The sequence below is a fragment of the Clavibacter nebraskensis NCPPB 2581 genome (assembly GCF_000355695.1).
Classification (GTDB): domain Bacteria; phylum Actinomycetota; class Actinomycetes; order Actinomycetales; family Microbacteriaceae; genus Clavibacter; species Clavibacter nebraskensis.
In genome coordinates, this window is sequence record NC_020891.1 from 2,335,064 (window position 1) to 2,349,865 (window position 14,802).

The window sequence follows — 14,802 nt, forward strand, 5'->3', positions numbered from 1 at the left end:
CGATCCCCTCGGGGACCGGCGCCCGTCGTCATGCGCGGGGCGGGTGGATCACATGGGGTCGCCGTCGAGCAGCCCCGTGACGAGCGCCGCGATCGCGCTCCGCTCCGAGCGGGTGAGCGTGATGTGCCCGAACAGCTCGTGGCCCTTGAGCGTCTCAATGACGCTCGCGACGCCGTCGTGTCGGCCGACCCGCAGGTTGTCGCGCTGCGCCACGTCGTGCGTGAGCACCACGCGCGAGTTCTGGCCGATGCGGCTGAGCACCGTGAGCAGCACGTTGCGCTCGAGCGACTGCGCCTCGTCCACGATGACGAACGCGTCGTGCAGCGACCGCCCGCGGATGTGGGTGAGCGGCAGCACCTCGAGGATCCCCCGCTCCACCACCTCGTCCATGACGTTCTGCGAGACGACCGAGCCGAGGGTGTCGAACACGGCCTGCGCCCACGGGTTCATCTTCTCGGCGGCGTCGCCCGGCAGGTAGCCGAGCTCCTGGCCGCCCACCGCGTACAGCGGCCGGAAGACCATGATCTTGCGGTGCTGCTGCTTCTCCAGCACCGCCTCGAGCGCGGCGCAGAGGGCGAGCGCCGACTTGCCGGTGCCGGCGCTGCCGCCGAGGGAGACGATCCCCACCTCGCGGTCGAGCAGCAGGTCGATCGCGAGCCGCTGCTCCGCCGAGCGGCCCTTGAGGCCGAACACCTCGCGGTCGCCGCGCACCAGGTTCACCGTGCCGCGGCGGACGACCCGGCCGAGGGCGGATCCGCGGTCGGAGTGCAGCACGACGCCCGTGTTCACGGGCAGGTCCTGCACGACGCGCGTCTGCAGCGTCTCGCCGTCGTAGAGGTCGGCCATCTGCGCGCTGGAGAGCGTGACGTCGGCCATGCCGGTCCAGCCGCTGTCCACGGCGAGCTCGGCGCGGTACTCCTCCGCCTGGAGGCCGATGGAGGCGGCCTTCACGCGCAGCGGCATGTCCTTCGAGACGACCGTGACCGCGAGGCCCTCGGTCGACAGGTTGAGCGCGACCGCGAGGATCCGCGAGTCGTTGTCGCCGAGCTGCAGGCCGTTCGGGAGGCCCGACATGCTCGAGTGGTTGAGCTCGACCCGCAGCGTGCCGCCGGCCTCGCCCACCTCGATGGGGAAGTCGAGCCGCTCGTGCTCCTCGCGGAGCTGGTCGAGGAGGCGGAGGGCCTGCCGCGCGAAGTACCCGATCTCCGGGTCGTTCCGCTTCGCCTCGAGCTCGGTGATGACGATGACCGGGATCACCACCGCGTGCTCGGCGAAGCGGAAGAGCGCACGCGGGTCGGACAGGAGGACGGAGGTGTCGAGCACGTACGTGCGCTCGGCCTGCGGCGCCCCCTCCCCCCGGCTCGCGCGTCGTGCGGTGCTGCTCTGGCTGTCCATCGGGGCCACGGGCCACTCCATCCCCGAGCGGTCGCGCTCGGATCCTGACGGCGATCGGGCCACGGTGGCGAGAAGAGATCCCGCGGCCCTCTCGATCGGGCGCCATGCCCGATGAGTGCGAACCTACGTCGCGCACCGCCGACATGACCAGAGCGACGCGGGTCCGGATGTGTCGTGGACATTAACTCTTCCTCCGCGCGCCCCGAGCGGCGCCGGGGAGCGCGTCAGGAGCCGAAGCGGCGCTGGCGGGAGGAGTAGTCGCGGAGGGCCCGGAGGAAGTCGACCTCGCGGAGGTCGGGCCCCAGCGCCTCCATGAAGTAGAGCTCGCTGTGGGCCGACTGCCACAGCATGAAGTCGCTGATGCGCTGCTCGCCCGAGGTGCGGATCACGAGGTCCGGATCCGGCTGCCCGCTCGTGTAGAGGTGCTCGCCGATGAGATCGGGCGTGAGGAGCGCCGCGAGGTCCTCCAGGGTGCCGCCCGCGAGGTGGTGCTGCTGCACGATGCTGCGCATGGCGTCGGCGATCTCGGTGCGCCCGCCGTAGCCGACGGCCAGGTTGATGTGGAGCCCGGCGTTGCCCTTCGAGCGCTCCTCGGAGGCGTCGAGCCGGGCGATGAGCTCGGGCGGCAGGCCCTCGTCGGATCCGACGTGCTTGACGCGCCAGTCGCGGTGCCGGGAGAGGTCCTCCGCGAGCTCGCCGATGATGTCGATGAGCGCCGTGAGCTCGGCGCTGCCGCGGCCCGTGAGGTTGTCGGTGGAGAGCAGGTACAGGGTGGTGACCTGGATGTCGAGGTCGTCGCACCACTCGAGGAACTCGAGGAACTTGGCCGCTCCGGCGCGGTGCCCGTGCGCCGCGGACTCGAGCCCGAGCTGGCGGGCCCAGCGGCGGTTGCCGTCGAGGATCATCGCGATGTGGTGCGGCAGCGCGTTCCGGTCGAGGCCGCGGCGGATGCGCTTCTGGTACGCCCGGTAGAGCAGACCGCGCCACGGTCGGATCGGCTTCTCTCGCACGGAGGCCACGCTATCCCACCTGCCCGTGCGCCCGGATCGCCCGCCCGGCGGACGTCGTCGACCGCTGTCCTACACTCGCAGGATGACGCCCGCCGCCTCCTCCCCCGGATCGTTCGGCAGACCGGACGGCGAGGCGCCGGAGGAGAACGCTCCCATCGCCCACCTCCCACTGCTCGAGGACGCGCAGGACGTCGGACCCGAGCCGAAGCCCACCTGGCGCGGCTGGCTGCACGCGGGCATGACCCCGGTGGCGCTCGTGCTCGGGATCGTGCTCATCGCAGTCGCCGACGGGGCCGCGGCGAAGGTCGCCTGCGCCGTCTTCGTCGCGTCGTCGCTGCTGCTGTTCGGCGTCTCGGCCGTCTACCACCGGTTCGACTGGTCGCCGCGGGCGAAGATCCTGCTCAAGCGGATGGACCACGCCAACATCTTCCTGCTCATCGCGGGCTCGTACACGCCCATCACCGTGCTGGCGCTGCCGCACGGGAAGTCGGTGCTGCTGCTCTGGCTCGTGTGGTCGGGCGCCGCGATCGGCGTGCTCTTCCGCGTGCTCTGGATCCACGCCCCGCGCTGGCTCTACGTGCTGCTGTACCTCGTGCTCGGTTACGCGTCGCTCGTGTTCATCGTCGACTTCTTCCGCGCCGACGCCGCGATGATGACGCTCATCCTCGCGGGCGGCCTCGCGTACACGGTCGGGGCGGTCGCCTACGCGCTGAAGCGGCCGAACCCCTGGCCCGGCCGCTTCGGCTTCCATGAGATCTTCCACGCGTTCACCCTGGTGGCGTTCCTCTGCCACTGGACGGGGATCCTGCTGGTGGCGACGCACCCGCCCGTCGTCTGACCGGGCGGGTGCGTCGGGCGCCCGCTACAGGTACGGCTGCACGTTCTCCGTGTAGGCGCTCGTGAGCTGCGTCGCGGCGGCCGGGAACACCTGGGCCGGGTCCGCGTCCTGCGTGAGGATCTGCGACCACGGCTGCTGCAGGTACGTGTCGCCGTTCGGGATGAGCGTGCGCGCCCAGTCCTGCGAGCGCACGTGGTCGAGGCTGTCGTACACGGTGCGGAAGGCCGGGTTCGAGGCCCAGAAGCCCGTGAGCTCGGACGACTCGCCCGCCGACGTGCGGGAGGGCGCGTAGCCGGTCTTCTTCGCCAGGGCGACCTGCTGGTCCACCTCGGTGAGGTGCTTGATGAACATGGCCGCCGCGAGCTGCTGCTCCTTGGTCTTGCTGCCGATGACCGCGAGTCCGGTGCCGCCCGTGGGGACGAACTGGCCCTGGGGGCCGCCCGGCAGCACGCCCGTGCCGATGGGGAACTTCGCGCTCGCGGTGACGATGCCGACCGCGCCCGCCGAGGCGATGGTGGACGGCGCGAGCCCGCCCGCGAAGTCGACCGCGGTGTCGCCGCTGGCCGCCGCCACGTTCGCGATCTTCGAGTCGAAGACGAGGCCGCGCGCGTAGCCGGCCGCCTCGAGCGTCTCGGGCTGGTCGAGCTTCAGCGTCCAGCCGTCGGAGTACTGGCCCCCGCGGCCCCAGAGGACGTTGCTCATCGCCCAGGTGCCGATGGATCCCTGCGGCAGGCGCACCGCGGGCGTGCCGCCGGTCGCCTTCATGATCGCGGGCGCCCACTCCTCGAGCTCGGCCCAGGTGTCGGGCGCGCGGTCCGGGAGGCCCGCCTTCTGCCAGATCGACTTGTCGTAGTAGAAGATCGGCGTCGAGCGGGCGTACGGCACCGCGAAGCGCGCGCCGTTGTACAGGTAGTCGTCGAGGAACACCTTGTTGAAGTCGTCGAGCTCGAAGCCGAGGTGCGACATGAGGCCGTCCATCGCGATCGACTGCTTGTTGACCATGTAGCGGAACCACCAGGTGTCGCTGGCGTTCACCATGTCGGGCATGCTGTCGGTGCCCGCGGCGGCCTGCAGCTTCTGCGCGATCTCGTCGTAGCTCGCGCCGCCCGTCACCACGTTCACGGTGATGCCGGTCTTCGCGAGGAAGTCCGCCGCGAACTGGGCCTCGAGGTCGGAGGTCTGGCCGGGGTGCGTCGTCCACCAGGTGATGTCGGTGGCGGGCTGGATCCCGTCCCAGTCGGTGTCGGTGGCCGCGCTGGCCGCCGTGTCGCCGCCGACCGACGGACCGGAGCAGGCGGCGAGCATGGCGGTGCCGCCGAGGACGGCGCCGAGCTTCAGCACGCTGCGGCGGTCGAACGGGCGGGCGGCGAAGCCGCCGAGGGCCGAGCGGGGATCGATGGGCATGGTTCTCCTGGGTTCGGGATGCGGGTCGAGCGGGGAGGGGTGAGGCGGGAGGGAGAGGCGCGTCAGCCGGTCACGGCGCCGGCGGTGAGACCGCCGACGATGCGCCGCTGGAAGACGAGGAAGACCGCGAGCACGGGGATCGTGACGATGACGGTGCCCGCCATGAGCACACCCCAGTTGGTGATGCCCGTGGTGTCCTGCAGCAGGGTGAGGCCGACGGGGAGCGTCATCATGTGCGGATCGGTGGTGACGAGCAGCGGCCAGAGGTAGTCGTTCCACTCGCCGACGATGGAGACCAGGGCGACCGCGGCGATCGTGGGGCCCGACATGGGGACCACGAACGACCACAGGCGGCGGAGGTGCCCCGCGCCGTCCATCGCGGCGGCCTCGAGCACGGAGCCCGGCAGCGTGAGGAAGTGCTGGCGGAACAGGAACGTGCCGTACGCGCTCGCGACGCCGGGGAGGATGAGGCCCGGGTAGGTGTTGATCCAGCCGAGGCCCGCGATGACCTGGTAGTTCGGGATCATCACGATCTGCTGCGGCACGAGGAGCGCGAGGATCACGACGCCGAACCACACGTTCTTGAACGGCACGCGGATGAAGACCAGCGCGTACGCGGTCATGAGGCCGAGCAGCACCTTGAGGCCGGAGCCCGCGATCGTCTTGATGAGGCTGTTGGTCGCGAGCGTGGAGAAGGAGACCGTGTCGGACGCGGTCGCGTAGTTCGTCGGCGCGAAGGACGACGGCAGGAGCTTCAGCGGCAGCGAGTAGATCTCGCCGAAGTCCTTGAAGCTCGTGAGCACCATCCACACGAGCGGCAGGAGCATGACGACCACCGCGAGGGCGAGCGCGAGGTACGTACCGGCGAGGGACGGGCGGGCGGATCCCGACGCGGAGGGACGCACGCCGCGGCGGGAACCATGCGATCCGTCGGGGACGGCCGCGGGCTCCGGGCGGGCGAGGGTCGTGGTCACGAGTAGTGCACCTTCCGCTGGACGACGACGAGCTGGACGAGCGTGACGACGAGCAGGACGAGGAACAGGATCGTGGCGACGGCGGACGAGTAGCCGGCCCGTCCGGCCACGAAGCCCTCGTGGTAGATCTGGTACATCATCGTGGTGGTCCCCTGCAGCGGCCCGCCCTTGGTCATCGCGCTGATGAGGTCGAAGGTCTGCAGCGAGCTCAGCAGGGTGGTCACGCGGAGGAAGAACGTGGTCGGGCTGAGCAGCGGCAGCACCACGCGGAGGAAGGTGCGGATGCGGCCGGCGCCGTCGAGGGCCGCGGCGTCGAGCAGGTCCTTCGGCACGGCCTGGAGGCCCGCGAGGTAGATGAGGGCGCAGTAGCCGAGGTCGCGCCACACCTGCACGGTCGTGACCATCGCGAGGGCGGCGCCCGGGTCGCTGTACCAGTCGGGCGACGGCAGCCCGACGAGCTGGAGGCCCGCGGAGATCAGGCCGAAGTTCGGGTCGAAGACGTAGAGCCAGAGGAAGCCGACGGCCACGCCGGAGAGCACGTACGGCGCGACGATGATGGTGCGCACCGGGCCACGCAGACGGATCTTGCGGTTGAGCAGCACGGCGACGCCGAGCCCCAGCACCATCGACCCGACGACCGTCACTCCCGTGAACACCAGCGTGACGCCGACGACCGTGGGGGTCTGCGGATCCTGGAACCAGGCGACGTAGTTGGCGAGGCCGACCTCGCGCGCCACCTGGGAGCCGATGTTCCACTGCAGCGTGGAGTAGTAGAAGGACTCGAGCAGGGGCTTGTACGTGAAGACCGCGAGCAGCAGCACGTTGGGGCCGACGAACGCGAGGAAGAGGAGCCCGTCGCGGAGGCGACCCGGTCGGTGACGGCGGCGAGGGGCGGAGCCGGGACGCGCGGCGGTCGGGCGGATCGGCGTCGAGACCGCATGCGGCGTCGGCGTGACCCGTGTGGGCGCGGGGGCGTGCGTCACGACGGTCCTCCTTCTGGCGCACGAGGAGGGAACGTTCCCTCCGTGCCTGGCAAAACTAAGGAGGACGGGTTAACCGCGGGGGTCGCGCAGGTGGCGCGCCGGCGGACGGGCGACGGCCGACACCCCCTGGACGGGGGACACGCGACGGCCGGCGTCCCAGATCCGGGACGCCGGCCGTCGGTCCGATCGATCAGGCGCGGAGGCGCGGGGCGTCCTGGGAGTACAGCATCCAGTTGTGCCCCTGGCGAGTGTCGAACGGACCGTAGCCGCCGGCCGTCTGGAACGCGACGTGGCACTCGGGGCCGTCGTAGCTGGTCTCCTCGTAGGTACCTTCCGGCAGGTCGACCTGGATGTAGGGCCAGATGTCCGCCTCGGGCCGGTAGGCGCCCATCGAGTAGCAGTTGGAGATGGGCTTCCCGGCCACGTTCTTCGACTGGATGCGGATGGACCGGACGTGGGGCAGTCCGGGCACCCAGTGCGTCTGGAACTGGATCCTGACGGTGCCGGTCCCGGAGACGGCTTGCGTGCTGATCGCTTGCGCGCCGAGCTGGCCGTGGCCGGACGCGGCGGACGCCGGCGCGCTGCCGAACGCGAGGACCGCGGAGAGCGCCAGGGCGACGCCGGAGACGAGGGCCCCCACCCGCCGGACGCGACGGGGCGTTCGGGTGGAGAGGGTGGTGGATGTCATGGGGATGGTGCTCCGTTCTCGGTGGGGGATGGGGCGAGGAAGCGACGGATATCTGGTCCCGGACCAGGGTTGCCTGCCGTCGCGCGGATCAGGCGCGTGGGGTCGGCTGGTCGTCCGAATGGACCATCCAGTTGCGGTAGTCCGTGTACCGGCCCACGAGCGACGGCCTGCGCCCCTCGGATGGAGGACGCCGGCCGTGGGCGCGTGGATCAGCCGCTGACCATCAGCCGCCGTGGTGACCGTGGCGCCATTCCCCGATCGAGGGCAGACCCACGTAGCAGGGATCCGGCTCGGACTGGGTGTGGTTGTGCCCCATGGCGCTGACGCTGACTGCGCCCGAGGCGACGGTCGCGGCGACGTCCGTGACGGATGCGAACCGGGCGGGACGAAGCGGGGATCGGCCCGAGGGCGTGGTGGATGACGTGTTCATGGAACTCCGTTCTCGCGTGGACCACGAGACTAGGGAGCCGGGCGCAGGCAGGCCGACGCGCGTCCACAGCGCGTGGACGGGACCGGCACCCGGGAAGCGCGCCGCTCAGGCGCGCGGCGTACCCGCGGGGTCGTCCGGATCCCCGGCCTCGTCGCCGTCCGCGACCGCGGGGTCCGTCGTCCGGCGCTCCCTCTCGGGCGCGGAGTCGCGCGCGAGGTCGGCCTCGAGCTTCTCCGCCTCGAGGCGGCCGCGGATCTCCTCGCGGTAGCGCGTGCGGCGGATCCGGCGGGTCATGTCGACCATGAGCAGCAGCACCATGACGGCCACGAAGAAGATGGCGACGAATCCGATGGGGCCGGGCGACACCGTGTCCGGGTCGAACTCGGCCGTGGGCGTGGGGCTCGGGGTCGTGACGGCGGCCGCGAGGCGGAGCACGAGGTCCGAGCGCATCACGCGACAGCCGCCCGGTCAGCGCCGGACACGTCGCCGCCGGACACGTCCGCGCCGGACACGTCGTCCGCGATGCCGGCGAACAGGTCGTCCTCCGGCTCGGGCACGGGCACGCGCGACTCGACGAGCTGGAAGTCCTCGAACGGCCAGGCGCGCTGCTGCAGGTCGCGCGGCCAGCGGAAGAAGGTGCTGTCGGGCGCGACCTGGCTCGCGTGGGAGAGGAGCGCGCGGTCGCGGGCCTCGAAGTGGTCGGCCACGTGCACGTGCGTGGTGGCGAGGTCGGGGCGGTCGCCCATCCAGCCGAGCATCTCGTCGACGGCCTCGAGCATCTCGGGACCGGCATCGGTGGCGACCAGGTGCTCGCGCACGGCGCGGAGCTTCGCGCCGTTGAAGATCCGGTCGAAGTAGAGCTTGGCGATCTCCCACGGCTCGCCCGCGTCGGGGTAGGAGCCGGCGACGCCGGACTCGCGCCACGCCTCCATCGCGATCACGTGCGCCTGGATGTGGTCGGGGTGCGGGTAGCCGCCGTTCTCGTCGTACGCCACGAGGACGTGCGGGCGGAACTCGCGCACCAGGCGGATCAGCGGCTCGGCCGACACCTCCACCGGGATGCTCGCGAAGGACGCGGGCGGCAGCGAGCCGTCCTCGCGCGCCATGCCCGAGTCGACGTAGCCGAGCCAGCGGTGCTGCACGCCCATGACGGCCTGGGCGCGCGCCATCTCGATGCGGCGGAGGCCCGGCAGGTCGCGCTCGGCCATCGCGCGCTCGGCGAGGCCCTCGTTGAGGATGTCGCCCGCCTCGCCGCCCGTGCAGCTGACGACCATGATCTCGGCGCCCTGCTGCGTGTAGTGGGTGTAGGTCGCCGCGCCCTTGCTGGACTCGTCGTCGGGGTGGGCGTGCACGGCCATGAGGCGCAGGGTCACGGGGCTCCAAGGGTGGGGAAGGTAGTCTGGATCCCCAGAGTACAAGGTGCGTGTGAGGAGATCGCCGTGACGACCGAGTCCCGCTCCCCCGCACCCGCCGGCCCGCCCGCGGACGACGACGAGATCGTCGAGCACCGCGTCCCCGCGCCCCGGTCGACGCCCGCGCTCGACGAGCGGTACGGCCGCACGCGACCCGCGCGCATCCGCCAGCGCTGGCTCTACGGCACGGCAGGCGGGCTCGTCGCGCTGGTGTTCGGCGCCTGGGTGCTGTGGGCGGGTCTCGACCAGGCGTCGGGGAACGTCGACGCCACCGACCGCGCGTTCGACATCGTCGACGACCGCACCATCGACGTCACCTTCTCCGTCGTCATGCCCGCCGGCACCCAGGCGTTCTGCGCGGTGCAGGCCCAGGACGAGCAGCGCTCCATCGTCGGCTGGAAGGTCGTCGAGCTGCCGGCGCAGGACGGGTTCGAGCGCATGGAGACGGTGCGCCTCCGCACCACCGGTCCCGCGGTGACCGGGTTGATCCACAGCTGCTGGCCCGCCTAGAGTGGGGGATTCGCCTCGACGGTTCCGTCGGGGCGTCCGTGCGAGTGCAAGGAGTCCATCGTGGCGCAGGAGCAGGCAGTCACCTGGCTGACTCAGGAGGCGTTCGACCGCCTCAGCAGGGAGCTCGACACCCTCAGCGTGCAGGGCCGCGAGGAGATCGCGAAGAAGATCGAGATCGCCCGCGAGGAGGGCGACCTCAAGGAGAACGGCGGCTACCACGCCGCCAAGGAGGAGCAGGGCAAGATCGAGGCGCGCATCCGCCAGCTCACCCAGCTGCTCCGCACGGCCGAGGTCGGCGACGCCCCCGAGAGCCACGGCGTCGTGGAGCCCGGCACGGTCGTCACCGCGATCATCGCCGGCGACGAGACCAAGTTCCTGCTCGGCAACCGCGAGATCGCGGGCGACAGCGACCTCGACGTCTACAGCGAGCAGTCGCCGCTCGGCGCCGCGATCATCGGCTGGGAGGTCGGGCAGAAGGGCGCGTACACCGCGCCGAACGGCCGCGAGATCCCCGTCGAGGTCCAGGCCGTGGAGAACTACACGCCGTAGCGCGAGCCCGGACGACGAGAGGGGGACGCGGACCGATGGGTCCGCGTCCCCTCTCTCGTCGCCCGGGCGGGCTGCCCGTGGGTCAGTCGCGCTGGAGGCGCGGGTCGTAGCCGGCGTCGCGGAGGCGCTGGACGACCTCGCCCGTGTGCTCGGGTCCGCGCGTCTCCACGCTCACCTCGAGCTCGACCTCGCTGATCTGCAGGCCGCGGCCGTGGCGCGTGTGCAGCACCTCGACGACGTTCGCGTTCGCCTCCGAGATGATCTGCGAGGTGCGCGCGAGCTGGCCCGGGCGGTCGGGCAGCATGAGCCGCAGCTTCACGTAGCGGTCGGAGGCCGCGAGCCCGCGGCTGATGACGCGCTCCATCATGAGCGGGTCGATGTTGCCGCCGGAGAGGATGACGACGGTGCGGCCGGCGTCCTTCACCAGCCCCGCGAGGAGCGCCGCGACGCCGACGGCGCCCGCGGGCTCGACCACGAGCTTGGCGCGCTCGAGCAGCAGGAGCAGGGCGCGCGCGGTGTCGTCGTCCTCGACCGTGACGACCTCGTCGACGCTCTCGCGGATGATGTTGAAGTTGAGCAGGCCCGGCTTCGCGACCGCGATGCCGTCGGCGATGGTGGGCGTGATCTCGATCTCGGTCGCGCGGCCCGCGGCGAGGGACGGCGGGTAGGCGGCCGCGTTGCGCGCCTGCACGCCGATGACGCGGATCGCGCGGCCCTCCTCGGCGGCGCGCAGCTTGAGCGCGGTCGCGACGCCGGAGATGAGCCCGCCGCCGCCGATCGGCACGACGACCGTCTCGACGTCCGGCGTCTGGTCGAGGATCTCGAGGCCGAGGGTGGCCTGGCCCGTGATGACGTCCTCGTGGTCGAACGGCGGGATGAGGACGGCGCCCGTCTGCGCGGCGAACTCGGCGGCGGCGAGCAGCGGCTCGGCGACCGTGTGCCCGCGGAGGATGACCTCGGCGCCGTACTGGCGGGTGGCCTGCAGCTTCGGGAGCGCGACGCCCACGGGCATGAAGATCGTGGCGCGGATCCCGAGCTCGCGCGCCGCGAACGCGACGCCCTGAGCGTGGTTGCCGGCCGACGCCGCCACGACGCCGCGCGCCTTCTCCTCGTCGGTGAGGCGCGAGATCCGGTTGTAGGCGCCGCGGATCTTGTACGACCCGGTGCGCTGCAGGTTCTCGCACTTGAGGTGCACGGGGCTGCCGAGGATCTCCGCGAGGAACCGCGAGGACTCCATGGGCGTCACCTCGGCGACGCGGCTGACGACCTCCCGCGCGGCCTCGATGCGCGCGAGCGTGGGCGCGGATCCGCGGGGCAGCTCCTGCGCGAGCGCCGTCGCGTCCTCCCCCAGCTGCGACGGGTCGAGCTCGTCGCCGACGGCGCGCAGGTGCGGCAGGTCGGCGTGCGGCGCGGCGGGAGCCTCTTCGGCGGGGGTCCGGGCGGGTGCGGCGTCGGTCATCGGGTGGGCTTCCTCGGGTTCGGGCGGCGGGTGGCGTGCGCGGCGTCGGCAGGGACCGCGGGAGGTGGCGGCTCGGGCTGCCCGCGCCATGCCCCGCTGGCGACGTGCTTGACCATGGAGTTGAGGGTCGCGACGAGCGGCACGGCGAAGAACGTCCCCGCGATGCCGCCGACCATGCCGCCGGCCGCGACCGAGAGGACGACCGCGAGCGGATGCACCTTCACGACCGATCCCATGATGAGCGGCTGGAGGACGTGGCCCTCCACCTGCTGCACGATGAGGACGATGGCGATCATGATGAGCGCCTGCGTCAGCCCGTTGTAGACGAGGGCGACGAAGACGGCGAGCGTGCCCGTGACGACCGCGCCGACGATCGGGATGAACGAGCCGAGGAACACGAGCACGCCGATGGGGATCGCGAGCGGCACCCCGATGATCGCGGCGCCCCCGGCGATGCCGACCGCGTCGATGAGCGCGACGAGCACCTGCACCTTCACGAAGTTCTGCAGCGTGGTCCAGCCGGCCTTGCCCGCGCCATCGATCGCGGGACGCGCGAGCCGCGGGAAGAGCCGCACGACCCAGCTCCACATGCCCGCGCCGTCGATGAGGATGAAGAGCGTCGAGAAGAGCACGAGGAGCACGCCCGTGAGCACGTGGCCGAGCGACGACGTGACCGAGAGGGCGCCGCTGAGGAGCGCTCCCGCGTCCCGCTGCACGGCGTCGACCGCCTGCGCGTACGCGTCGTTGAGCTGCTGCTCGGACAGCTGGAGCGGCCCGTCGGTGAGGAAGCCGCGGAGGTCGGCGTAGCGCGTGAGGGTCTGCGCGCGGAGGGAGTCGTACTGGCCGATGATCTGCGTCGTCACGAGGTAGACGAGGGCGCCGACCGCGACGATGACGCCGATCTCGGAGATCGCGACGGCCAGCCACTTGGGCACGTGGCGGCGCTGCATCCGCTGGGAGATGGGCACGAGCAGGGCCGCGAGGACGATGGCGAGGAACAGCGGGATGACCACGTACTCCAGCTGGATCACGAGCCACGCGACGACCCCGAGCACGCCGAGGATGAGGAGCAGCCGCCAGGCCCACGCGCCCGCGATGACCATGCCGGGCGGCACCGTCTCGGCGACGGTGCGCGCGACGGGCTGGACGGAGTCGATGTCGGGCTCGGCGGGCCGCTCGGCCGCGCGGGCGGCTGCCGCGGCGCGCGCACGGGATCGCTGGCCGAAGATCATGCTGGGAGTCTAGGACGGGGCTGTCGTGCGGCCGTTGCCCGCCGGTCCGGTGCCGCCGGTCCCTGCCGCCCGGTCGGGGGTCGCCGGTAGCGTCGCAGCATGGTCGATACCGTCTCCCCCGCCCTCGCCCGACGCGTGGCCCTGGGAGCGCAGGGCCTCGGCCGGCCGCACGCCGACGCGGCGGGCACGCGGCGCCTGGCCGCGGAGATCCGGCGCCTCGGCCTGCTGCAGATCGACTCCGTCAACGTCTTCGAGCGCAGCCACCACCTGCCCGTACTCGCCCGCGTGGGGCCGTACGACCGCGCGGCGCTCGACCGGATGCTGTTCGGCGGCGGCGGCGCGTACACCGAATACTGGGCGCACCAGGCCGCCGTGCTCCCCGTCGACGACCTGCCGCTGTTCGGATGGCGGATGGCGGCGGAGCGCGAACGACGCACGCGACCGGGATCCTGGGCGCTCGAGCACGCGCCGCTGATCGCCGAGGTGCGGGCCGAGCTCGCCCGCACGGGACCGGTGCCCGCGAGCGCGATCGAGCACGAGTCCAACGTCCGCACGGGTCCGTGGTGGGGCTGGTCGGACGTGAAGCGCGCGCTCGAGGCGATGTTCGCGTGGGGGGAGATCGCGAGCGCCGGGCGGCGCGGATTCGAGCGGGTCTACGGGCTGGCGGAGGACGTGCTGCCGGCCGCGGTGCGCGAGCGCGAAGTGGCGGAGGAGGACGCCGTGCGCGAGCTCGTGCGCCGCGCCGCCGTCGCGCACGGCATCGGCACCGCCGCCGACCTCGGCGACTACCACCGGCTGTCCCGCGCCGCGACGGACCGCGCGATCCGCGACCTGGCCGACGCGGGCGAGGTGCTGCCCGTCACCGTTCCCGGGTGGGAGGGGCGCGGGAAGCCGCTGCCCGTGTGGCTGCACCGGGACGCGCGGCTGCCCCGGCGGATCCGCGGCGAGGCCCTGCTCTCCCCCTTCGACCCCGTCGTGTGGTTCCGCGAGCGGGCGCTCCGCCTCCTCGACCTGCACTACCGGATCGAGATCTACACGCCGGCGGCGCAGCGCGTGCACGGCTACTACGTGCTGCCGGTGCTGGTCGACGACGAGATCGTCGCCCGGGTGGACCTCAAGAGCGACCGGCAGGCGGGCCTGCTGCGCGTGCAGGCGTCGTGGATCGAGGGACGCCACGATCCCGCGACGGTCGCCGGACGCATCGCGCCGCTGCTCGAGCGCGCCGCCGCGTGGCAGGGGCTGGAGCGCGTGGGCGTCGTCGACCGCGGCACGCTCGCGCCGGCGCTGCGGGCGCACCTGCCGGCGGTGGACGCCACGACCGACGCGCCCGCATGACGGGACCCCGCTAGAACTGCACGCGGGGCGGCTCGGCGATGGAAGCGAGGCTCGAGACCTCGTAGAAGTCGCGCTCGCCGAAGCCCAGCCCGCGCACGAAGAGCGTGTTCGGGAACTGCGTGATCTTCGTGTTGAGCTCGCGCACGCCGCCGTTGTAGAAGCGGCGCGACGCCTGGATCCGGTCCTCGGTGTCCACCAGCTCGCCCTGCAGCTGCAGGAACGTCTGGCTCGTCTGGAGCTGCGGGTACGCCTCGGCGACCGCGAACAGCGACTTCATCGCGCCCTGCAGGTGTTCCTCGGCGGAGCTCGCCTCCGCGGGGCTCGCCGCGCTGATCGTCTCGGTGCGCGCGGACGCCACCTTCTCGAACACCTTCTGCTCGTGGGTGGCGTAGCCCTTGACCGACTCGATGATGGTCGGCAGCAGGTCCGCGCGCCTCTTCAGCTGCACCGTGATGTCGCTCCACGCCTCGTCCACGCGGACGTCGAGGGTGACGAGGGCGTTGTACGTGGCCCAGAGGTAGATGCCGACGAGAACTGCCAGGAGCACGACGACTCCGAGCGCGATCCACAATTCCATGCTCAG

Annotated in this window: 15 protein-coding genes; 4 read left to right on the forward strand and 11 right to left on the reverse strand. The window is 72.0% G+C overall.

Annotation, left to right across the window (positions count from 1 at the left end):
- Positions 1-48: 48 nt before the first annotated feature.
- Entirely contained in the window at positions 49-1,395 is a 1,347-nt protein-coding gene (phoH2, locus tag CMN_RS10905; RefSeq protein ID WP_041465543.1) for an RNA 5'-3' helicase PhoH2, read from the reverse strand.
- Positions 1,396-1,619: 224 nt separating this feature from the next.
- Complete coding sequence (locus tag CMN_RS10910; protein ID WP_041465544.1) at positions 1,620-2,405, reverse strand: isoprenyl transferase; 786 nt, start codon at positions 2,403-2,405, stop codon at positions 1,620-1,622.
- A gap of 82 nt (positions 2,406-2,487) precedes the next feature.
- Between CMN_RS10910 and trhA the strand changes: the two genes are divergently transcribed.
- On the forward strand, positions 2,488-3,243 hold the full coding sequence (gene trhA, locus CMN_RS10915; protein ID WP_015490873.1) for a PAQR family membrane homeostasis protein TrhA: 756 nt from the start codon (positions 2,488-2,490) through the stop codon (positions 3,241-3,243).
- Between the two features lie 24 nt (positions 3,244-3,267).
- Here trhA and CMN_RS10920 read toward each other — a convergent pair whose 3' ends face one another.
- The 6 genes from CMN_RS10920 to mca all read right to left on the reverse strand — a co-directional run bounded on the left by CMN_RS10920 (position 3,268) and on the right by mca (position 9,095).
- Positions 3,268-4,647 carry an extracellular solute-binding protein gene (locus CMN_RS10920; protein ID WP_015490874.1) on the reverse strand — a complete coding sequence of 460 codons (1,380 nt, stop codon included), beginning with the start codon at positions 4,645-4,647 and terminating at the stop codon, positions 3,268-3,270.
- 62 nt (positions 4,648-4,709) lie between these two features.
- Complete coding sequence (locus CMN_RS10925) at positions 4,710-5,621, reverse strand: carbohydrate ABC transporter permease (protein ID WP_015490875.1); 912 nt, start codon at positions 5,619-5,621, stop codon at positions 4,710-4,712.
- On the reverse strand, positions 5,618-6,604 hold the full coding sequence (locus tag CMN_RS10930) for a carbohydrate ABC transporter permease (protein ID WP_015490876.1): 987 nt from the start codon (positions 6,602-6,604) through the stop codon (positions 5,618-5,620). Before CMN_RS10930 ends, CMN_RS10925 begins: the two co-directional genes overlap by 4 nt.
- Positions 6,605-6,794: 190 nt before the next feature.
- Positions 6,795-7,292, reverse strand: a complete 498-nt coding sequence (locus CMN_RS10935; protein WP_015490877.1) for a hypothetical protein — start codon at positions 7,290-7,292, stop codon at positions 6,795-6,797.
- Positions 7,293-7,827: 535 nt separating this feature from the next.
- A complete protein-coding gene (locus CMN_RS10940) occupies positions 7,828-8,172 on the reverse strand; it encodes a hypothetical protein (protein WP_015490878.1) in 345 nt (114 codons plus the stop codon).
- Positions 8,172-9,095, reverse strand: coding sequence for a mycothiol conjugate amidase Mca (mca, locus tag CMN_RS10945; RefSeq protein ID WP_015490879.1), 924 nt, complete (start codon positions 9,093-9,095; stop codon positions 8,172-8,174). The genes CMN_RS10940 and mca overlap by 1 nt, the downstream gene beginning before the upstream one ends.
- A gap of 66 nt (positions 9,096-9,161) precedes the next feature.
- Between mca and CMN_RS10950 the strand changes: the two genes are divergently transcribed.
- Positions 9,162-9,644 carry a DUF4307 domain-containing protein gene (locus tag CMN_RS10950; RefSeq protein ID WP_015490880.1) on the forward strand — a complete coding sequence of 161 codons (483 nt, stop codon included), beginning with the start codon at positions 9,162-9,164 and terminating at the stop codon, positions 9,642-9,644.
- 60 nt (positions 9,645-9,704) lie between these two features.
- Positions 9,705-10,193, forward strand: a complete 489-nt coding sequence (gene greA / locus CMN_RS10955) for a transcription elongation factor GreA (RefSeq protein ID WP_015490881.1) — start codon at positions 9,705-9,707, stop codon at positions 10,191-10,193.
- A gap of 82 nt (positions 10,194-10,275) precedes the next feature.
- Here greA and ilvA read toward each other — a convergent pair whose 3' ends face one another.
- Both ilvA and CMN_RS10965 read right to left on the reverse strand, forming a co-directional pair.
- Positions 10,276-11,652, reverse strand: a complete 1,377-nt coding sequence (ilvA, locus tag CMN_RS10960) for a threonine ammonia-lyase (protein WP_015490882.1) — start codon at positions 11,650-11,652, stop codon at positions 10,276-10,278.
- Entirely contained in the window at positions 11,649-12,884 is a 1,236-nt protein-coding gene (locus tag CMN_RS10965; protein WP_015490883.1) for an AI-2E family transporter, read from the reverse strand. The genes ilvA and CMN_RS10965 overlap by 4 nt, the downstream gene beginning before the upstream one ends.
- Positions 12,885-12,983: 99 nt before the next feature.
- Between CMN_RS10965 and CMN_RS10970 the strand changes: the two genes are divergently transcribed.
- Positions 12,984-14,219, forward strand: a complete 1,236-nt coding sequence (locus tag CMN_RS10970) for a winged helix-turn-helix domain-containing protein (protein WP_015490884.1) — start codon at positions 12,984-12,986, stop codon at positions 14,217-14,219.
- Positions 14,220-14,229: 10 nt separating this feature from the next.
- Here CMN_RS10970 and CMN_RS10975 read toward each other — a convergent pair whose 3' ends face one another.
- Entirely contained in the window at positions 14,230-14,796 is a 567-nt protein-coding gene (locus CMN_RS10975) for a LemA family protein (RefSeq protein ID WP_015490885.1), read from the reverse strand.
- Positions 14,797-14,802 lie beyond the last annotated feature (6 nt).

What these genes read in the sequence shown, in the direction of transcription:
- ilvA (WP_015490882.1), bottom strand. Translation starts at nt 11,652, where the DNA reads ATGACCGACGCCGCACCCGCCCGGACCCCCGCCGAAGAGGCTCCCGCC.
- CMN_RS10965 (WP_015490883.1), bottom strand. Translation starts at nt 12,884, where the DNA reads ATGATCTTCGGCCAGCGATCCCGTGCGCGCGCCGCGGCAGCCGCCCGC.
- CMN_RS10975 (WP_015490885.1), bottom strand. Translation starts at nt 14,796, where the DNA reads ATGGAATTGTGGATCGCGCTCGGAGTCGTCGTGCTCCTGGCAGTTCTC.
- CMN_RS10935 (WP_015490877.1), bottom strand. Translation starts at nt 7,292, where the DNA reads ATGACATCCACCACCCTCTCCACCCGAACGCCCCGTCGCGTCCGGCGG.
- trhA (WP_015490873.1), top strand. Translation starts at nt 2,488, where the DNA reads ATGACGCCCGCCGCCTCCTCCCCCGGATCGTTCGGCAGACCGGACGGC.
- CMN_RS10940 (WP_015490878.1), bottom strand. Translation starts at nt 8,172, where the DNA reads ATGCGCTCGGACCTCGTGCTCCGCCTCGCGGCCGCCGTCACGACCCCG.
- phoH2 (WP_041465543.1), bottom strand. Translation starts at nt 1,395, where the DNA reads ATGGACAGCCAGAGCAGCACCGCACGACGCGCGAGCCGGGGGGAGGGG.
- CMN_RS10920 (WP_015490874.1), bottom strand. Translation starts at nt 4,647, where the DNA reads ATGCCCATCGATCCCCGCTCGGCCCTCGGCGGCTTCGCCGCCCGCCCG.
- CMN_RS10970 (WP_015490884.1), top strand. Translation starts at nt 12,984, where the DNA reads ATGGTCGATACCGTCTCCCCCGCCCTCGCCCGACGCGTGGCCCTGGGA.